Origin of the sequence: Microbacterium sp. T2.11-28, assembly GCF_950097975.1 — a bacterium.
Taxonomy (GTDB): Bacteria; Actinomycetota; Actinomycetes; order Actinomycetales; family Microbacteriaceae; genus Microbacterium.
This window is the reverse complement of the sequence record NZ_CATNHF010000012.1, coordinates 158,842-173,770: the sequence shown is the minus strand read 5'-3', so window position 1 is coordinate 173,770 and position 14,929 is coordinate 158,842. Positions and strand designations below refer to the sequence as shown.

Genomic DNA, 14,929 nt, shown 5'->3' with positions numbered 1-14,929 from the left:
CTGGCAGGCATGACGATCAGATCTCCGTGGACGTGCATTCTGTGGGACGTCGACGGGACCGTGGTCGACGCGTCCGAGGGCATCCTCCGCCGCCTCACCATCGCGCTCACCCACTTCGGACTCCCCGCACCCACCCGTGAGGAGCTCGTCCACTGGATCGGCCCGCCGCTGTACGACTCGTTCCAGGCGAACGTCGGCATGACCGGCGCGCGCGCCTCGGAGGCCGTGGCCTACTACCGCGAGATCGGCAAGAAGGACGGCTACGCCACCGGCGCACGCCTCTACCCCGGCGTCGGGGAGCTCATCGCCGAGCTCGACGCCGCCGGCGTCCCGCAGGCCACGGCCAGCTCCAAGCCGGAGAACCAGGTCCGCGTGCTCATGGACCACTTCGCGCTCGCCCCGCACCTGCGCGTGATCGTCGGCGCCACCCCCGACGAGAAGACGCTCGCCACCAAGGCCGACATCGTCGCCGAGGCGCTCCGCCAGCTCCGCGAGAAGGGCGTCGACACGAGCCGTCCCGTGCTCATCGGCGACCGTCACCACGACATCGAGGGCGGCGCCGTGCACGATGTGCCGGTGATCTTCGTCCGCTGGGGATTCAGCTGGCCGCACGAGTCCGAGGGGGCGCAGGCGATCGTCGACGACGCCGCCCAGCTGCGCGCCCTGCTGCTCATCGAGGACGACGAGTGAACGAGACCCTGGAGGAGGTGGTGCGCTGGGGCGTCCCGGCCGCCGTCGTCTTCGGGGTCGCCGCCCTGCTCGCCGTCACCGGACTCTGGGCGCTGCGCCGTGCGCGCCGAGGCCCGCGCGCCCGCGCCGCAGCCGCGCTCGATCGCGCGGCCGCCGGCTCAGCCCTCATCGCCCTCGATGATGCCGTCGAAGAGCTCGATCTCGAGGTCGCGCTCTCGGGCGCGCTCTACGACGGCACGGCCCCGCCCGCCCTGCGGCGCGCGCGCATGACCGCCCAGCACGCGCGGGACGACGGCTTTGCGCAGCTCCGCGACCTGGCCGGCGATGCGCACCCCGACGAGATCCGCCGCCTCGCCCGCGGCATCCGCACGCGCGTCGACGTCGCCGCCGGGCAGATCGCGCAGGCCCGTCAGGAGCATGCCGCGTGGATGACCGCGCACCGCACCGCCGATGCGCAACTCGTCCAGGCCCGAGCGCGGCTGGAGACGCTGCGCGCCGAGCTCGGCGACCCCGAGGCGCTCGTCGCAGACATCGCCCGGCAGGTCGAGGACGACGAGGCGCAGGCGGCGCGCGCCGCCGCGGATCAGGCGAAGGCCGCGCTCGGCGATGCGGAGGCCGACCTCTCGGAGGCGGCGGAGCTCCTGAGCGACCCGACGCGTTCGGCGCTGCCCGCCCTGGCCCGCGCCGAGCGGGCGCTGCGCCGGGCTCGCACCGCGGCGCGCGCCCTCGAAGAGCAGCATCGCCTGGTGACCGAGGCGGCCCGCGCGGCACCGGGAGAGCTGGCCGCGGCGCGCGATGCCCTGCGGCAGGCGGAGGCGCTACGCGCCGACCTCGAGCCGGAGGACGCGGAGCGGCTGGGCGGAGAGCTGCGCCGGCTCGCCGACGACCTCGACGCGGTGGAGGCTCGGGCGGCGGGGCGACCGACGAGCACGATCGCCGGCGTCGCGAGAATGCGGGACCGCCTGGACGCCGCCGTGGGCGATGCCCGCACCGCGCAGCAGCGCATGCGCGGTGCACGCACGGCGCTGCCCGGGACGTTGGCAGCGGCGCGGGCGGCGGTGGCGCGCGCGGAGGCTGCGGCATCGACGTCGAGCGCCGACGCGCGCGTGCGGCTCTCGTCGGCTCACGCCGAACTGGCCGCCGCGCGGTCGGCGCAGGACCCGGTCGCAGCGCTGGACGCGGCTCGGCGCGCGTTGCGGCACGCCGAGGACGCCGTCGCCCTCGCGGACTACGACCGTCTCAACGGACGCTAGCGTCCGATCAGATGGGGCGGATGTTCTCCGCCTGCAGGCCCTTGGGGCCCTGGGCGATCTCGAACTCGACCCGCTGGTTCTCCTCGAGCGAGCGGTAGCCGCTCGCTTCGATCGCGGTGTAGTGGGCGAAGACGTCAGCGCCACCCTCGTCGGGGGCGATGAAACCGAAGCCCTTCTCCGAGTTGAACCACTTGACGGTACCGCTGCTGCTCATGAACTGCCTTACTTGTGCTGAAGTCGGAGAGGGATGCACGCCGACGAGTCCCACGGTAACGAAAGCCACCGACAGCGCCATACCCGGGCTCAAGATGGTGACACAAATGTTGCACGACGGTCCGGTTAACCATTCGACGCCCGGGCGTCACGCCAGAGCGCTCGCCCGGGCGTCGACGGATCCCCCCGGATAGGCCACGCAAAGCGTGACGGGGCTCACTTTACTGTCAACGGGCGACGTCGGGCAGATGGTGCTCGATGAGAATCCGCCGAGAAACGCCGGGGAGCGAACGAGGCCCGGGTCCGAGGAACGCATAGGCGCCGGTCGTACACTGATGCCGTCATGACTGAGACCCTGCCACCACTCGATCTCTCCCACGGCGGCATCCTCAGCGACGAGGTCTACGCGACCATCGGCACGGCCATCCTCGAGGGCCGGCTGCGTCCCGGCCAGCGGCTGCGCGACGTCGAGCTCGCCGCGCAGCTCGGGATCTCCCGCACCCCGGTGCGCGAGGCGCTGCAGCGCCTGGAGCGGTTCGGTCTGGTGGAGGTCGCGGTCGGGCGCTACACCCGCGTGTCCGAGCCCGACGAGCGGCTGCGGGCCGAGACCGCCGACGTGACGGTCCATCTGATGGGAAACGCGCTGCGGATGTCGCTCGCCGTCTGCGGCGATGCCCAGCTCGACGACATCCTCACTGCGGCCGACGCCGTGGTGAGCGCGGCGCGGTCCGGCGACCGCCTCGCCCTGTTCGACCTCTCGGTCACGATGTTCGAGGGGGTCACCCGCGCCACCGGCAACTCGGTGTTCATCGGCATCATGCGCGAGACGGCGCTCGCGATCCAGCGGAACCTGCGCGGCTGGGACGCCTTCCTCGACGTCCCCATCGCCCGTGCGGACTCGTACGTCGCGTTGCGCGACTGCATCGCCCGTCGCGACGGCGACGGCGCGGAGCAGACCCTCCGGATGATCCACGGCCTGCGCTGACGTCGGGCCGCGCCGACGCGGCGCATGCCGACGCTACGACGCGGAGACAGGGCGCACGCGCAGTCCGCACGACACGAGCAGCCCGAGCGACGACATCAGCGCGGTCATGCCCAGAAGCGCCATGACGGCCGGGGCGATGTCCGCGAGCGGCCACGCCCACGGCTGCACGACGCCGTCGATGCGCCCGAGCAGCGCGCAGATCAGCACGTACACCGCAGGCACCAGCCCCTGATGGGTCGCGCTCACCAGCACGCCGCCCACGATCTGCAGCGCCAGCAGCCAGGTGAGCATTCCGACGTATGCCAGCACCTCAGGCCCGGCGAGCAGCGCGGCGAGTGCTGACGCGACGAGGGCGGGACCGATCTGCAGGCTCACCATGACCGCCGCCAGCAGTCCGGCGCTGCGCACGGCGTCCGTTCGCGTCGACGGCCACGCGCGCACGAGCGCAGGCGCGATGAGCAGGGTGCCGACCAGGGCGAGGAACATTCCGAGCGGCGCCTCACCGGCCGGCCCGGGCAGCGTGACGAGGTGGCCGCCGACGAGGGCGGCGAGGGCGGCCAACCCTGCCTGGAGCAGTCCGATCGGCGCGACGCGATGCGTCTTCAGCGCGAGCTTCACGGGACGGGAGGGTGGAGAGCGCAGTCCTCGAGCGCCGCGATCACTCCGTCCACCCACGCGGCCTGCGCGTCGAGCGGCAGGGAGACGACCGCCTCGAGGGTTTCCGCAGCCTGCCCGTAGAGGTCGTCGACATCGTCCAGGGTCGCGTCGCGACCCAGCATGATCGCCCGCAGCTGCGCGACCGCAACGGCACGAGAGGTCTCACGATGCGCCGCTTCGTCGCCGGCGTGCGGAGGGCAGATGTCTCCAGGGATGTCGCTCGCCAGCGACGCGGCCAGCTGCTCGTCGGTCATCCCCTCCAGATAGATCAATCGAACGACATTCCGGTCCTCCTCTCTGCCGGGGTAGGCGGACACCCGCGTCGGCAGGTCCACCCCCGCGGCGCGCGCTCGGCTGATCAGAGCGGACACCCGTGTGGGGAGACTCGCGACGCTGCGATCGGTCCTCGCCGCGTCGGCCGCGATCTGCTCGGGGAAGAGGCACACCGTCACCTCGCCGGCGCTGCACACCAGCGCGTCGGGGTCACGAGGCCCGGCCGAGGACGGCCCCAGCCCCGTCGCGACGGCGAGCCCGACCGCCAGCGCACCCGTGACGAGGGTGACACCTGTGGCGCCGACGACGATGCCGTGCCGACCGGTGATGCGCAGGACGGCGCACGAGAAGAGGAGCAGCCCGATCCCGCCGATCACGGAGAAGAGCGTCGCCGACAGGAGCGATGCGGCGATGGGCTGCTGCTCGTACTCGCAGCACGTCTCGATGACCAGCCCCGAGAGATGCCGCAGCTCGAACCAGTCGACCGTGCCGGTGAAGCCGAGCCAGCTGTAGCTGGCCACGAGCGCCATCGGGATGCCGAACACGGGGCGGACGATGCTCCCGAGGGCGAACCCGAGGCACGTGTGGAAGACCAGGATCGCCGCAACGGCGCCGACGATGCCCCAGGGGATCGCGCCCTCCGTGCCGCCACCACCGGCGACAACGATCACGCCGACGGCGATCACCATCGTGACGAGCGCGCAGACGAGGCTCGGCCAGAGCGCCACCGCGATGATGGACACCGGCGAGCGCACGCCGAGGACGCTCTCCGTCCGTCGCACGCGCAGGCGCGACGCCTCGAGGGCAGCTCCGGTGGCGCCGACCGCGGCAGGGACAAGGATCAGCAGCACGGATCGTCCGATGCTCCACGTCCACCATTGCGGCGGCGGAGCGAGGATCGGGGAGAACTGCGCCGTGATCAGCAGCAGGGGCGCAGCAGGAAGGAGGAGCCAGAACACGGTCCGGCGGCGGAGGGGAATGGGCGACCGCAGGGCTCAGTCCTCCGGCACCAGCGTGGCGTACGCGCGGCGCACCCGATCCGCCGTCGTCGCGCCGGTGTGGCCTGCGAGGAAGGCGTCGAACCCTCCGACGAACTGCGTCGATCCCTCGGCGAGCACGTGCACCTGCACGCCGTCTTCGATGAGCGCGTCGCTGTCATGCGTCGATACGAGGACCGCACGATCCTCTTCGATCCGCCGCAGGATGCCGACGAGTCGCTCGCGCTCGCGGGGATCGAGTCCCGCCGTCGGCTCATCGAGAAGCAGGTAGGCCGGATCGTGGACGAGCACGCCGGCGATTCCCAGGCGCCGCGTCTGCCCGCCCGAGAGCCTCCCGGCGCTCTCGTCGAGTCGCGGACCGAGCCCGACGGCGTCGAGCGCTCGTTCCGCCTCGGGCCACGCGCGCCGCATCGGGATCCCCTTCAGCCAGGCGACGTATGCCACGTGCTCATGGACGCTCAGCCCGGGGAACGCGGTGACGTGCTGCGGCAACCACCCCACCCGTCGCCGGAAGAATGGCGGGCGTCGGCGGGTCGTCGTCAGCGCCCGCCCGTCGAGGGAGAGCGAGCCCTCGAAGCCGACCACGCCGGCGATGGCCTTCAGCAGCGTGGTCTTGCCCGCCCCGTTCGGACCCAGCAGCACCGTGCGGCCGCGGTCGAGCGCGACGGAGACATCGATCAAGCGGGGCTCCCCGCGCCGATACGAGAACCGGGCGACATGAACATCGAGCACCGGGGCCGTCACTCAATACCCTGTCTTCCTGGTCGATCGGGTGTGTGCATGCGCCTGCTCATTCACACGCGCTCGTAGATGCGTGTCATGACAGGAGCGTCGTGGCACAAGTCCGGCACGTCAACCGGCGTAAGCGCGACAGATGCCTCGGAGCGCAGGCTCGGTGAGGATCTGGGACGCGAAGCTGCCGCGCCCCCTGCCGGTCTCCCGGCTTCCCACGGCGGATTCGGCAGGGCGTCCTTCTCCCGGCCTTTGCTCTGTGCCGGACGCGCCTCCGGTGGTTGAGTGGACACATGACCGCACATGTCGGCGAACCGCATCAGCAGGGCCTGGCCCAGCGACTCAACTGGCTGCGGGCCGGGGTCCTCGGAGCCAACGACGGCATCGTCTCCGTCGCCGCCGTGGTCGTCGGCGTCGCGGGCGCGACGAGCGAGATCGCGCCCATCCTCACCGCCGGCGTCGCGGCGCTCGTCGGCGGCGCGATCTCGATGGCCCTCGGCGAGTACGTGTCGGTGAGCAGTCAGAGCGACAGCGAGCGGGCGCTCATCGCGAAGGAGAAGCGCGAGCTGCGCGAGATGCCCGACGAGGAGCTCGACGAGCTCACCGGGCTCTACGAGGCGAAGGGCCTGACCCCCGAGACGGCGCGCCAGGTCGCGATCGAGCTCACCGCCCACGACGCGGTCGCCGCGCACCTCTCGGCGGAGCTCAACATCGACGAGAACGACGTCGTCAGCGCATGGCACGCCGCGATCGCCTCAGCGGCGGCGTTCACCCTCGGCGCGCTGCTCCCAATGCTCGCGATCCTCCTCCCGCCGGCGGGCGTGCGCGTGCCGGTGACCTTCGTCGCCGTGCTCGTGGCGCTCGCGCTCACCGGCGGGATCTCGGCGTGGATCGGCGGCAGCTCGAAGATCCGCGCGATCGTCCGCGTGGTGCTCGGCGGCGCGCTCGCGCTGATCGCGACCTATATCGTCGGGTCGCTGCTCGGGGCCTCCGGCGTCGTCTGAGCCGGGGCGGCTCCTGCGGCGATCCCCCGTCCGAGGGCATGCCCCGAGAGGATCTGGCTCAGGTCGACGCCCGTGGCGGACTTGACCGACTCGAACGTCGCGGTGAGGCTCGCCGCCTGCTCGCGCGCGATGTGCGTGCCGGCGGTGTCGCCGCCGATGAGCGTGACGCCGCCGACGTTCGCGTAGCCCTTGGCGAACTCGGCCATGAGCGACGGCAGCTGCGAGACGAGCTCGCGGGCGAGGACGGCATCCTGGTTCTCGCGGAGCGCCTCGGCCTCGGCCTGGATGGCGGCGGCCTTGGCCTCACCAATCGCACGGATGGCCTCGGCCTCGGCGACCGACTTCTCCCGCAGCGCCTGGGCCTCGGCATCGGCACGGGCGAGGACGGCGGCGGCGTCGGCGGCCGCGGACGCCTGACGGGCCTCCGCCTCGCGCTGCACCGCGTACGCCTCGGCGTCGGCGGTCTGCTGGGCGACGGCGCGATCGGCCTCGGCCTGCTTCTGCCGCGTATACGCCTGCGCGTCGGCCGCGGTCTGCGAGCGGTAGCGCTCGGCGTCGGCGACCTTCTTGACGTCGGCGTCGAGCTCGGCCTGCTTGTTCTCCGCCTTCTGCTGCAGCACCGCCTGCTCGCGCTCGGCGCGCGCCAGGTGCTCGGCCTGCTCGGCCTCCGCGTTGGCGCGGCCGATCTCGCTCTTGGCGACGGCCTTGTTCTTGTCGAGCGCCGTCTGCTCGATGAGGTTCGCTTCCTCGGTGGCGAGCTGGCGCTTCTTGACCTCGCGGGCGGCGTCGATCTGGGCGACCTCGGCCTCGCGCCGCACGCGCTCGACCTCCTTCGCGCCGAGCGAGTCGATGTAGCCCTTCGGGTCGGTGATCCCCTGGATGGCGAACGAGTCGAGCACGAGGCCCTGGGCGAGCAGGTCGGGCGAGATGCCCTCGGCGATCTGGTCACCGAGCTTCTGGCGGTCCTGCATGACCTCTTCGACGCTCAGCTTCGCCACCACTCCGCGCAGGGCGCCCTCGAGCTGCTCCGTGGTGAACTGCTCGATCGCCTGGTCCTGCGACGCGAAGCGCTCGGCCGCGGCCCGCACCTGGTTCGGCTGCGAGCCGACCTTCACGAGCGCGACGCCGGCGAGGTGCAGCGTGACGCCGTTGGCGGTCTGCGCGACGGGCTCCATCTTGATCTGCCGCGAGCGCAGCGAGATCTTGTCGGAGCGCTGCGTCAGCTTGTTGACGAAGGCGCCGCCGCCGGTGATCACCGACATGGCCGAGGTCGTGCCGTCTTCGCCGCGCTGACGCTTTCCGACGACGACGATCGCCTCGTCGGACTGCGGCACCTGGTACCAGGCACGGAAGATGAAGAAGCCGATGAGGGCGAAGAACAGCACCGCCACGGCGACGATGCCGCCGACGATGATCCCGAAGAAGTCCATGCGTGAAGGGGTCTTTCGTGTGAGCCCGCCGGTCGCGGCCGGTGTGCGAGACCTCTGCGGGGCGTACCTGGCTCCAACCTATCGGCAGCGACGTTCCCGCCGCCGTCGCGGGGACCGGATCAGCCCTCGTTCTCCACGTCCGAGCGGACCGTGACGCGCACGGACGAGATCCGGCGCCGGTCCATCCCCGTCACCTGGAGCGTGCCGCCCGGCACGTCGACGGTGTCGCCGACCACCGCAAGACGGCCGAGCCGCTCGGTGATGAATCCCGCGATCGTGTCGGATGACCCCCGCTCGAGGGTGAGCCCGGTCGCCTCCTCGAAGTCCTGCAGGTTGAGGCGGCCGTCCAGCTCGCCGCCGGCGGCCACCGGATCGATCGCGGTGTCGTACTCGTCGAAGATCTCGCCGACGACCTCCTCGACCAGGTCCTCGAGCGTGACGATGCCGTCGGTGCCGCCGTACTCGTCGACCACGACGGCGATCTGGTGGCTGCTGGCCCGCATGCGCGTCAGCGTCGGCAGCACCCGTGCCGTGGACGGGAAGTAGGAGATCGGGCGGACGAGACCGGTGAGCGGCCGGTCGGGGTCGTCGGCGGCCGCCTCGAACAGGTCGCGCACGTGGACGAAGCCGACGATGTCGTCGATGGACTTGTCCACGACGGGGTAGCGGGAGAAGGGCAGCTCGCGGACCTGCGCCACCGCGTCGACAAGTCGGGCGGCCTCATCGAGGGCGACCACCTCGGGCCGCGGCCGCATGACCTCGCTGATCTGGCGGCCGCGCAGCGAGAGCACGTCGTCGAGGATGCGCCGCTCGTCGACGGGCAGCCCCTGGTGGCTGGCGACGATGTCGCGGATCTCCTCGTCGCTGATCTGGTCGGCGGTCTTGTGCGGGTCGCCGCCGAGAAGTCGCACGAGAGCGTTGGTCGACACCGAGAGCAGCCAGATGACCGGCCGCATGAGGGTGGCGAAACCGTTCAGCGCGGGCGCCACGGCGTACGCGAACTGCGCGTTGCGCTGGATAGCGAGGCGCTTGGGCACGAGCTCGCCCAGCACGAGCGAGAGGTAGGCGATCACCAGGGTGAGCAGCACCGTCGCGATAGTGAGCGAGAGCGGCTGCGGCACGCCGGCCGCTTCGAGCAGCGGCGCCACGGACGGCGCGATCGAGGTCGCTCCGTATGCGGCCGAGGCGAAGCCGGCGACCGTCACGCCGATCTGCACCGCCGACAGGAACGTGTTGGGGTTGCGGGCGAGGTCCGCCACCTTCGCGCCCCGGCGGCCGCGCGCGGCGATCGCGTTGATCTGGCTCTCCCGCAGGGTCACGAGCGCCATCTCGGTGGCGGCGAACACCCCGCCGATGAGCACGAACGCGATCACCAGACCGATGTTCCACAGCAGATCGCCGGTCATCGCGGCGCTCACCGGGGGTCGTGCCCGCGCGCGACCTCATCGGCCGCCGCCTCCGGGGCGCGCAGGCGGTCGCCGCGCGTCTTCATCAGGCTGGCGATGGTCGCCACCGTGATCGTGCCGGCGATGAACAGCAGCGACAGCCAGATCGGGATCTCGGGGATCACGGTGAACGGCTCGCCGCCATTGACGAAGGGGAGCTCGTTCTTGTGCAGCGCGTGGATCAGCAGCTTCACGCCGATGAAGGCGAGGATCACCGCGAGCCCCTGTGCGAGGTACACGAGACGCTCCAGCAGACCGCCGATGAGGAAGTAGAGCTGGCGGAGACCCATGAGCGCGAACGCGTTGGCGGTGAAGACGATGTAAGCCTCCTCCGTCAGTCCGTAGATCGCGGGGATCGAGTCGACGGCGAAGATGAGGTCGACGAAGCCGATCGCAACGATCACGAGCAGCATCGGCGTGACGAAGCGCCGTCCGTCGCGCACGACCGTCAGCCGGTCACCGTCGTACTCGTCGCTGACCGGCAGCACCCGGCGCACGAGCCGCATGAAGCGGCCGTCGGCGGGGTTGGTGTCGCCGTGCGTGAAGGCCTGACGGTAGGCGAGGAACAGCAGCAGGGCGCCGAACGCGTAGAAGATCCACGAGAAGTTCTCGATGAGCGTGGCGCCGACGGCGATGAAGATCCCGCGCATGATCAGCGCGATGACGATGCCGATCATCAGCACCTTCTGCTGGTAGATCTTCGGCACCGCGAAGCCCGTCATCACGATGAGGAAGACGAAGAGGTTGTCGATCGACAGCGCCTTCTCGGTGAGATAGCCGGCGAAGTACTCGCCGCCGTACGTCCACCCCGACACCACGCCGACGCCCACGCCGAACAGCAGGGCCAGTCCGATGTAGAACGCCGACCAGCGGGCGGACTCCCCGATCGTCGGTTCGTGGGGCTTGCGCACGTGCGCGTAGAACTCGTAGACGAAGAACGCGATGGTGACCGCGATCGTGATGATCCACACGAGCGGAGTGATGTTCACAGAGGTGTCCTAACGATGGCGTGAGCGAATCAGCGCCAAAGTCTTCTCCATCCTCACGATCGAGGACCGGTGACCCGGGATGCGATGCATCCGTAATGACGAGCCGACCGTGCCGGAGTACTCCCCTTGGAACGACAGCGATCCTACGGGGTCGTGCGGAACGATTCCTGAACGATCGCTGAAGTGCGGGCGGATCAGTGACCACGCTCGTCACCCCCGCAAGACCACCCCCGGTGCGATGCGCGACCAGCTTCCCCGCAAACGAATACCACCGCGTCGCCGACGTATGCGGCGCGAAGCCCTACCCGCCGCGATCACCCACCCTCGTCGACAGCCTGGCCGTGCTGCGTAGCGAACGCTTGGAAAGCCGCGACTAGTCTCAACAAATCGCGTGAGCCCCCGTAGGCCTCAAATGCCAAGCCGGTAGACCGCCATGTCAGCCATTCATGCTCCGACTCTTCACTCGAAGTCCACGGGGCTTCTATGCCCTCAAGTTCGGTGTCCTCGATACGTACCCTCAGTAACCAGCCGGGATTGTCCAGTGTGGCAATGGACACACCGAGGTCGTGCTCCCAGTCCCCATCGCAGTGCTGGGCAAACCAGTCTTGAAGGAACGCGAATGACGGATCGGTCATGGTCATGGGATCTCCGGCGGTTTGGCTGGTGCGACTCGCCCACCCGGCCACTGAACGTGCGGCGTGGCGACTCTCGACTTGGTCAGCTTGTCAAAGTGTGAGCCACCCTCAAGATCAATGTGCTTGACCCAGTCGTACCCACGAGGCTGTGACTTTACTCCGTTGATTCCCGGCTCCTCGGTCGGGACGGGCGTCAGGGCTCCCAGAACTTCTCCGCGCCGAACTCCAAGAACGTCGTGATGAAGCTAGCGATCGTTGGGCCAACAGGTGGCCATTCAGACGAATGGGACTCGAGCACCTGCTCCAGTGAGGCGGGCGGCTGGAGCCGGCCACTGAGCTTGAACGGGCTACCGGACCAGGGAGGCTGGGTCCAGACCCGCGTGAACTCCATAGCTTTACGCATCTCGTCGCTCAATAGCCCCCTCCTATCACTGCGTGAACTCAAACCTCCTCTGGCCTGCCGCCGCCAGGCCACCTCGGCCGTAATGCGCGATTGTGCCGCGCCTACTCTGCCGGTCGATCTCCCCCATCCATCGCGGTCTGTACCCGGCGCGCCAGACGCCTGATGGACTCCCACTCGTCGGAATAGATGTCATCAGCGGCCCACCGCAGTGCGTCACTCGCTAGCGCTGAGTCCAGCTGGCGCAGGAGCTTTGCGACATCCGGCCGATCGGGCCGGAGGCCGACCACATCCGCGAGCGGTCGGTACGCATCATCGAACTCAAGAGCCAGCTCGTCGAGGGACCCCTCGACTCCCAGACCACGTAGATAGTTCAGCTGCTCGTCAGCCGGGGCGCCGAGACGGGCGAGAGCAGACCTGAGATTCGCGGGAATGCTGAACTCTTCGCTCACCTGATCACCGTTCCAGATGTTGCGGGTCCATCGAGCTCATGCCCTTAGTCTCCCGTGAGTTGGTCCAGACCCTCAGAACGGGTGCGCGCGTCTCCGGCCCACCATCTCGAACTCACGCGTCATCACCGGATCACTCGACGGTGAGGAGAACGATCAAGTTGGTGAAGTCGGCATCACCCTCCCCGTCGCTGCATCTGAGTTCTATCTCGCCTTCACCAAGCCGAGACACGCGCATGCCCGCGTTGCCGGTCCACGCGTGCTGCACCTCACCCACGCGCCAGACATTCCAGGCGCGCAACGACCTGGCCGCCCCGCGCCCCCAGCGCACGCGAACCTCGACGATGTCTGGCGCGGTGTCCTCCCAGATGACGGCATCCGAGAGGGTGACACCATTCACGATGAGGGAACCGCCGCGCACCTTCAAACGAAGCCCCTGCGGCAATCGGCCCTCCGCGGCAACTAGCTTCACCGTGAGGCGCGAGGTGGTCTCGGGTAGCTCGACAATGCTGTCCACTGGCCCATCGACGTAGATACGGGTAGCTCGCTCCTCGGCGAACCGATCAGAAAGGTCCATCTGCATGTCAATATCCGGGGTGTCGGAATGGGTCGACCGCCGCGTGGTCCTGCGGCCAGCGCGGTACAACGTCGATGCCACCATCTCGGCGAGGTATCGGCTCGTGACTGAGCTCCATGGACTCTATCCCTCCCTTATCAGGGTTATAGCGTTGCGGCGCCCCGCCAGCCTTCATTCGGACCAACTGACTTTCGGTCCACACCCCGTGCTGAGGGTTTGCTGCCTCGTTCTTCCAGAAGCGGGATCGGACAGTGGACCAGGACGGTGAGTTCCCCGCTCTGGTGGCCGAGTATATGTTGTCTCCCCTAGCCCACCCGCGGCCCGCGCTAGTTGTCGCTTGGACGATGTCGTCGCCGATCTTGACGCCCTTAGCGCCAGCTGCGGCCCAGCCGGCGACGGGCACCATGGCGGCGACGCTGAGCCCGACGCAGGCCATGTCCCCTTCACCGAGGCAGATCAGCGCCGCCAACCCGTCCGCGAACTCACCCACCACCGGGACCAGCCCGATCGCGGTCAGCACGCCCTGCATCGCGATGCTCGTCTGCTTGCGTTGCTCTGCTGTCAATGGCTTCGACGCACAAGGGTTGTAGCTCTGCCCGCACGCACCGAACGCGGTGTGCGACGTGACGGTCACACCACTGATCACCGTCGACGTCCCACCCGACGACCTCGTCGACCCGGAGCTGGCACCCGTCTTGGTCTTGGTCTTCCCGGTGCCGGTCTTACCCTTCCACGTGTACCGGTGGTCACCGCCGTCGGCCACCGGCCCCGTCCACGCGAGCCCCGACGGGTCAGACCACGTCGCCGGGTTGTTGCCCGCATACACATACGCGTTGAACTGCGCCGGGTTTCCCGGATCCAGCAACGGATCCACCGACACGAACACCCCCGACCCCGGATCGAAGAACCGCGCACCCAACAACACCAACGCGTTACTGTCATGCGCCGCCCCCAAGAACCCACGCCCCTGCGACGTCACCGACCCAGCCGACCGGGCACCCCCGAACGGATCCGGACGCTTCCGCACCACCCCCGACGCCCAATCCGTGTTGTGCACCGTCCCCACCACACTGCCCTGCGGATCAGTGACCACACTCGTCACCCCCGCAAGACCGTTCCCCGTGCGATGCGCGACCAGCTTCCCCGCAAACGAATACCACCGGGTCGCCGACACCGCCGACGCCGACGACGACGTCACCTCCATCCCACCCGGCAGAAACACCGTCACGTTCGCACCATCGACCCTCACCAGGCGCGACCCGTCCGCGTCATACACGTTCGACACCGACCCGGAGGCGCCGGTCGTGCCCGACAACTCACCCTCGGCATCCCACGCATACGTCGACGACGACGTGCCCTGCGTCCGACCCGTCCGGTTACCCGCCGCATCCCACGAGAACGACACCGCCGACTGACCCGTCACCGTCTGCGACACCACCTGATGCGGACCCGCCGCACCCGTCCCGAACGTCGACGCCGTCACCACACTCCCCGACGCCGACCGCACCGTCTTCGACGTCCGATTCCCCAGCGCGTCATAGGCGAAATCCGTCCATCCCGGAGCCGGACCGCCCACCTGCGACCACGACGACGGCACTGCACCACACTCCGAAGCCCCCACCGTCCACATCGTCTTCAACCGGCGCAACGCGTCGTACCGGAAGCACTGCGCATCGACATTGCCCAGCACCGCCGCGTTCGCCGGCTGATCGATCGCCGAAAGAACGTTGCCAGCCTCGTCGTACTCATAGCCGATCTGGATCTCGGTGCCATCGACGCGCTCACGGTCGAGCGCGAGCTGGCTCAGCTGCCCTGTGCCGTCCTGCCACTGATAGGTGACGACGGCGCCGTAGGTGTTCCCCAGGTCCATCGCGAGCGGACGCCCCTGAGCGTCGAACATCGACTCGGCGACGTAGGTGCCCCAGCCGAAGCCGCCGGTCTGCCAGTGCGGCATCGAGACGTCGTCGTAGACCGTCGTGACGGTCTCCTTGCCCATCACCGTCGTCCCGTCGGGGCGCGACACCTTCGGCAGGGTCGTGCTCGCGACCTGGCCGTCCGCGGTGTACGTGTACCCGACGTCGTACGACTGTCCCGACAGCGCCTTCAGGCTCGTCGACGTCGGCAACGTGGTGCGCACGCCCGTCGGGATGTCGTGGCGGCGGCTACGTCCATGGGGGAATCATGCCTGGTGCACCTCGT

The 14,929-nt window shown here is 69.4% G+C and carries 15 protein-coding genes; 4 read left to right on the top strand and 11 right to left on the bottom strand.

Annotation, left to right across the window (positions count from 1 at the left end; all coding sequences use genetic code 11):
• Positions 1 to 9: 9 nt before the first annotated feature.
• A complete protein-coding gene (locus QQZ13_RS07895; protein ID WP_284528473.1) occupies positions 10 to 690 on the top strand; it encodes an HAD hydrolase-like protein in 681 nt (226 codons plus the stop codon).
• Positions 687 to 1,943 (top strand): hypothetical protein, encoded by a 1,257-nt coding sequence (locus QQZ13_RS07890; RefSeq protein ID WP_284528472.1) that lies wholly within the window; start codon positions 687 to 689, stop codon positions 1,941 to 1,943. The genes QQZ13_RS07895 and QQZ13_RS07890 overlap by 4 nt, the downstream gene beginning before the upstream one ends.
• A gap of 7 nt (positions 1,944 to 1,950) precedes the next feature.
• On the opposite strand, the gene QQZ13_RS07885 is transcribed toward QQZ13_RS07890, so the two are convergent.
• On the bottom strand, positions 1,951 to 2,157 hold the full coding sequence (locus tag QQZ13_RS07885; RefSeq protein ID WP_144806772.1) for a cold-shock protein: 207 nt from the start codon (positions 2,155 to 2,157) through the stop codon (positions 1,951 to 1,953).
• 342 nt (positions 2,158 to 2,499) lie between these two features.
• Here QQZ13_RS07885 and QQZ13_RS07880 point away from each other — a divergent pair, with 342 nt between their 5' ends.
• Positions 2,500 to 3,141 carry a GntR family transcriptional regulator gene (locus QQZ13_RS07880; protein ID WP_284528471.1) on the top strand — a complete coding sequence of 214 codons (642 nt, stop codon included), beginning with the start codon at positions 2,500 to 2,502 and terminating at the stop codon, positions 3,139 to 3,141.
• A gap of 33 nt (positions 3,142 to 3,174) precedes the next feature.
• On the opposite strand, the gene QQZ13_RS07875 is transcribed toward QQZ13_RS07880, so the two are convergent.
• The 3 genes from QQZ13_RS07875 to QQZ13_RS07865 are packed head-to-tail and all read right to left on the bottom strand — an operon-like array spanning position 3,175 to position 5,750.
• Positions 3,175 to 3,759: a hypothetical protein gene (locus QQZ13_RS07875; protein ID WP_284528470.1), complete on the bottom strand. Its 585-nt coding sequence runs from the start codon at positions 3,757 to 3,759 to the stop codon at positions 3,175 to 3,177.
• The gene (locus QQZ13_RS07870; RefSeq protein WP_284528469.1) at positions 3,756 to 5,030 is read right to left on the bottom strand and encodes a hypothetical protein; all 1,275 of its coding nucleotides are present in this window, start codon (positions 5,028 to 5,030) and stop codon (positions 3,756 to 3,758) included. The genes QQZ13_RS07875 and QQZ13_RS07870 overlap by 4 nt, the downstream gene beginning before the upstream one ends.
• A 36-nt stretch (positions 5,031 to 5,066) precedes the next feature.
• Positions 5,067 to 5,750 (bottom strand): ATP-binding cassette domain-containing protein, encoded by a 684-nt coding sequence (locus tag QQZ13_RS07865; RefSeq protein WP_284528468.1) that lies wholly within the window; start codon positions 5,748 to 5,750, stop codon positions 5,067 to 5,069.
• Between the two features lie 344 nt (positions 5,751 to 6,094).
• Here QQZ13_RS07865 and QQZ13_RS07860 point away from each other — a divergent pair, with 344 nt between their 5' ends.
• Positions 6,095 to 6,805 carry a VIT family protein gene (locus QQZ13_RS07860; RefSeq protein WP_284528467.1) on the top strand — a complete coding sequence of 237 codons (711 nt, stop codon included), beginning with the start codon at positions 6,095 to 6,097 and terminating at the stop codon, positions 6,803 to 6,805.
• On the opposite strand, the gene QQZ13_RS07855 is transcribed toward QQZ13_RS07860, so the two are convergent.
• From QQZ13_RS07855 to QQZ13_RS07825, 7 genes are all read right to left on the bottom strand, one after another.
• Entirely contained in the window at positions 6,763 to 8,235 is a 1,473-nt protein-coding gene (locus tag QQZ13_RS07855) for an SPFH domain-containing protein (RefSeq protein ID WP_284528466.1), read from the bottom strand. The two genes, QQZ13_RS07860 and QQZ13_RS07855, sit on opposite strands and share 43 nt — an antisense overlap.
• A gap of 119 nt (positions 8,236 to 8,354) precedes the next feature.
• On the bottom strand, positions 8,355 to 9,641 hold the full coding sequence (locus tag QQZ13_RS07850) for a hemolysin family protein (protein ID WP_284528810.1): 1,287 nt from the start codon (positions 9,639 to 9,641) through the stop codon (positions 8,355 to 8,357).
• Positions 9,642 to 9,649: 8 nt separating this feature from the next.
• Positions 9,650 to 10,669 (bottom strand): TerC family protein, encoded by a 1,020-nt coding sequence (locus tag QQZ13_RS07845; RefSeq protein ID WP_284528465.1) that lies wholly within the window; start codon positions 10,667 to 10,669, stop codon positions 9,650 to 9,652.
• Between the two features lie 314 nt (positions 10,670 to 10,983).
• The gene (locus tag QQZ13_RS07840; protein ID WP_284528464.1) at positions 10,984 to 11,310 is read right to left on the bottom strand and encodes an immunity 53 family protein; all 327 of its coding nucleotides are present in this window, start codon (positions 11,308 to 11,310) and stop codon (positions 10,984 to 10,986) included.
• A gap of 498 nt (positions 11,311 to 11,808) precedes the next feature.
• A complete protein-coding gene (locus QQZ13_RS07835) occupies positions 11,809 to 12,156 on the bottom strand; it encodes a hypothetical protein (protein ID WP_284528463.1) in 348 nt (115 codons plus the stop codon).
• A 130-nt stretch (positions 12,157 to 12,286) separates the two neighbouring features.
• A complete protein-coding gene (locus QQZ13_RS07830; RefSeq protein WP_284528462.1) occupies positions 12,287 to 12,736 on the bottom strand; it encodes a hypothetical protein in 450 nt (149 codons plus the stop codon).
• 1 nt (position 12,737) lies between these two features.
• Entirely contained in the window at positions 12,738 to 14,867 is a 2,130-nt protein-coding gene (locus QQZ13_RS07825; RefSeq protein ID WP_284528461.1) for an RHS repeat-associated core domain-containing protein, read from the bottom strand.
• Between the last annotated feature and the right edge of the window lie 62 nt (positions 14,868 to 14,929).

What these genes read in the sequence shown, in the direction of transcription:
- QQZ13_RS07895 (WP_284528473.1), top strand. Translation starts at nt 10, where the DNA reads ATGACGATCAGATCTCCGTGGACGTGCATTCTGTGGGACGTCGACGGG.
- QQZ13_RS07885 (WP_144806772.1), bottom strand. Translation starts at nt 2,157, where the DNA reads ATGAGCAGCAGCGGTACCGTCAAGTGGTTCAACTCGGAGAAGGGCTTC.
- QQZ13_RS07880 (WP_284528471.1), top strand. Translation starts at nt 2,500, where the DNA reads ATGACTGAGACCCTGCCACCACTCGATCTCTCCCACGGCGGCATCCTC.
- QQZ13_RS07860 (WP_284528467.1), top strand. Translation starts at nt 6,095, where the DNA reads ATGACCGCACATGTCGGCGAACCGCATCAGCAGGGCCTGGCCCAGCGA.
- QQZ13_RS07855 (WP_284528466.1), bottom strand. Translation starts at nt 8,235, where the DNA reads ATGGACTTCTTCGGGATCATCGTCGGCGGCATCGTCGCCGTGGCGGTG.
- QQZ13_RS07850 (WP_284528810.1), bottom strand. Translation starts at nt 9,641, where the DNA reads ATGACCGGCGATCTGCTGTGGAACATCGGTCTGGTGATCGCGTTCGTG.
- QQZ13_RS07840 (WP_284528464.1), bottom strand. Translation starts at nt 11,310, where the DNA reads ATGACCATGACCGATCCGTCATTCGCGTTCCTTCAAGACTGGTTTGCC.
- QQZ13_RS07830 (WP_284528462.1), bottom strand. Translation starts at nt 12,736, where the DNA reads ATGCAGATGGACCTTTCTGATCGGTTCGCCGAGGAGCGAGCTACCCGT.